The organism is Rhizobacter sp. P3_B12, assembly GCF_056402895.1.
Genome location: NZ_JBFUGN010000820.1, coordinates 1 through 2,823, shown reverse-complemented (window position 1 = coordinate 2,823; position 2,823 = coordinate 1). Strand labels below are relative to the sequence as shown.

Genomic DNA, 2,823 nt, shown 5'->3' with positions numbered 1-2,823 from the left:
CATCAGAGACGTACTCGCGCACCGGGACCTTGCCGGCGCTCGCTTCCATCCAGCGCTCGGACGCAGTGGCGATCTGCTCCAGGTGCTGCTGCGCCGCGCAGGTGCCCTTGCTGCGCTCGGGCAGGTCGCGCAGGATCTCCCAGCAGGTGCGCCGCAGCATGTGCAGTGCCGCGGCCAGCTGCAAGGGGTTGCCACCGAGCTGGTTCGACGCACTCTCGATCTCGCGCACCACGCGGTCGCTGTCGAGGCCGTCGCGCACGATGCGCTTGACGCTGGCGACCGGATCGTAGGCGCGGCCCAGCTGGAACAGGCGCAGCGCGATCGCGATCGCGACCAGGCTGGTCAGCACGTGGCGCGCCGCGAACAGCTCGCCGCGCGTCAGGTGGCGGCAGATCGACATGTGCGCATAGGCCACGTCGAACTGGGCGCGCGCCGCGATGCAGTCGTTGGTCAGCTGCCGGGCCACCGCCGCCTGCAGCGGCATCAGGTGCCGCGCACCCCACAGCGGCCGCCAGCGCAGCACGCGCTCGACGACCGGCAGCGTGTCGGGCGTCACGACAAAGAGTTCCAGCTTGAAGCCGTCGGCATACAGCACCGAGGTGCGGCAGCCGAAGCCTTCCTTCCACGCGGGACCGCCGACCAGCTGCACCGGCTCCGCGACCAGCGGCAGCAGCGCCTCGCCGATCTGGCGGGCGCCTTCGACCAGGGCGCCCTCGGCGAGCAGCACGACGAGGTCGAGATCGGAGTGGTCGTCGTGCCGACCGCTGGCTTGCGAGCCGCCGAGCGCGACCGCCAGCGCATGCGGGCAGTGGCGCAGCGTGGCCTGCGACAGCTGTTCGGCGAGGCGGGTGCAATCTCTCATGCGGGCTCCCGGCGTGGAGGTCATGCGTGGAGCGCCGCGGTGGCGCGGGCCCGCTGGGCCAACGCGTCGCGCGTGGCGATCACGAGTGCGCCGGCGGCGGTCATCGTGGTCGCCAGCGCGTACACGCAGGGGCCCCAGGTCGGCAGCACGCGGCTCGCGACCCAGGCCGCGCCGGCCATGCCGATGCCGTGCGCGCAGGCGGTGTAGAGCGCCTGGCCGGTGATGGCGTAGCGGCCTGGGCTCAGGTCACGCACCCACAGCGCGCACAGCGCGTGCGTCCAGGAGAACGAGGCGACGTGCAGCATGAAGCCGAGCAGCAGCCACGGCAGGCCGTCGTCGGTGGCGAGCAGCGACCAGCGCAACAGGGACAGCATCACGACCACGCCGAACAGCCGGGCGTTGCCCCAGCGGGCGCGCAGGCGGTCGAAGGCCGCGAAGCCGAGCGTCTCGACGCCGAAGGCCGCGCACCACAGCGCGGCAATGGCCGGACTGCCGATGCCGCGCTGCTGCAGCAGCAAGGTGGCGCTGCTGTAGAAGATGCCGTTGGCGCCGATCAGCAGCGTGGCGCCGACGAGCAGCAGCACGCCGCTGAGGGTGGCAAGCGACGCGGGTGCGCGGGCGATGCCGGCATGCGCGGTATCGGGCAACTGCGCGGGAATCTGCGTAGGCACCTCCACCATGGACCGCACGGCCGACTGCATCGCGCGCAGGCTGGTGATCAGCACCAGCGCCGACACCAGCACCAACAGCGGCAAGGCGGCCTGCTGCCACGCGGCCGTGGCCGACCACAGGCCGCCGAACAGCAGCACGCCGGCACACACCGAGGCCGAACCGAGCGCCCGCATCGAGCCGTAGCGCACCGCGCCGCCGGCACCCCGCAGCCGGGTGGCGAGGGCCTCGAGCAGGCTCTGGCAGTAGTTGCGGCAGGCGGCCATGACGACCACCGCGAACAGCAGCCCGGCGAAATGCGTCGAGGTGCCGAGCAGCCAGGCGGCACCGGCGAYGGCCCAGGCGGCCACCCACAGCAGGCTCGACTGGCGCCGCGATGCATCGGCCCACCACGCGAGCAGCGGCCCGGTGACCAGCTTGACGCCGAACACGGCGCTGAAGATCCAGGCCACCTCGTCGGGGGCCAGCCCCTTGTCGCGCAGGAAGGGCGGCAGGTAGCTCAGCAGCACGCCGGCCGGCAGGAAGAAGCCGATGTAGCCGAGGGGCAGGTGCCATGCACAGCGCATGCGTCTCATCAGGCTCACAGCTGGCGCTCCAGCAGGCCCAGGCTCCACTCGCGCACGCGCCGGCCGGCCGCGTCGTCGAGGTGGCCGGTCCAGACGGCGCGCGTCGGGCCGGCCAGCCGGTACAGGCACTGGAAGGCCAGGTGCAGGTGCAGGCGCCGCCGCCAGGCCGGCGGGTCGGCCAGCAGCCGCGCACTGGCGTAGTGGTCCCAGGTGCGGGCGACGAGGGGGAGCGCGTCGCGGTCGTGGTGCAGCGCGCGGATCACGTATTCGCTCAGCAGGTAGGCGAGGTCGTAGCAGCCTTCGCCGAAGTGGCCCTGCTCGAAGTCGATCACCGACACGCCATGCTCGGCGTCGACCAGCACGTTGCGGGAGTTCAGGTCGCCGTGCACCGGCTCGGCTTCGAGCACGAGGTAGTCGTGGATGAAGGCCAGCGCCGCGCGATGCAGGTGCGCTGGCAGTTCATCGATCAGCCGGGCATATTGCAGCTCGATCTTGAAGGCCTTGAAGGGCCGGCTCGCGGCGAGCAGGCTCTCGCGCGGCTGCAGCGGCAGCGCGTGCAGTTGGCCCAGCCAGCGTGCGATCGAACGCAGGGGCAGCTCGATGTGGGGCTCGGGGCCGGCGGCGGTGGTGGTGGTGTCGGTGGCGTCGATGTTGCCGCTGGCCTGCAGACGCTCGTACAGCGGCGTGCCGGCTGCGGCATCCATCGCGATCACGTCGTACTCGCTC

At 72.1% G+C, this 2,823-nt stretch carries 3 protein-coding genes; all 3 read right to left on the bottom strand.

What is annotated here, in order from left to right:
- A partial coding sequence (locus AC1D01_RS28540; RefSeq protein WP_477872420.1) for a nucleotidyltransferase domain-containing protein occupies positions 1–862 on the bottom strand: 862 nt, incomplete at its 3' end.
- Positions 863–882: 20 nt separating this feature from the next.
- Positions 883–2,106 (bottom strand): MFS transporter, encoded by a 1,224-nt coding sequence (locus tag AC1D01_RS28535; RefSeq protein WP_477872422.1) that lies wholly within the window; start codon positions 2,104–2,106, stop codon positions 883–885.
- Positions 2,107–2,111: 5 nt separating this feature from the next.
- The coding region (locus tag AC1D01_RS28530) for a phosphotransferase family protein (protein WP_477872418.1) at positions 2,112–2,823 on the bottom strand (712 nt) is incomplete at its 5' end.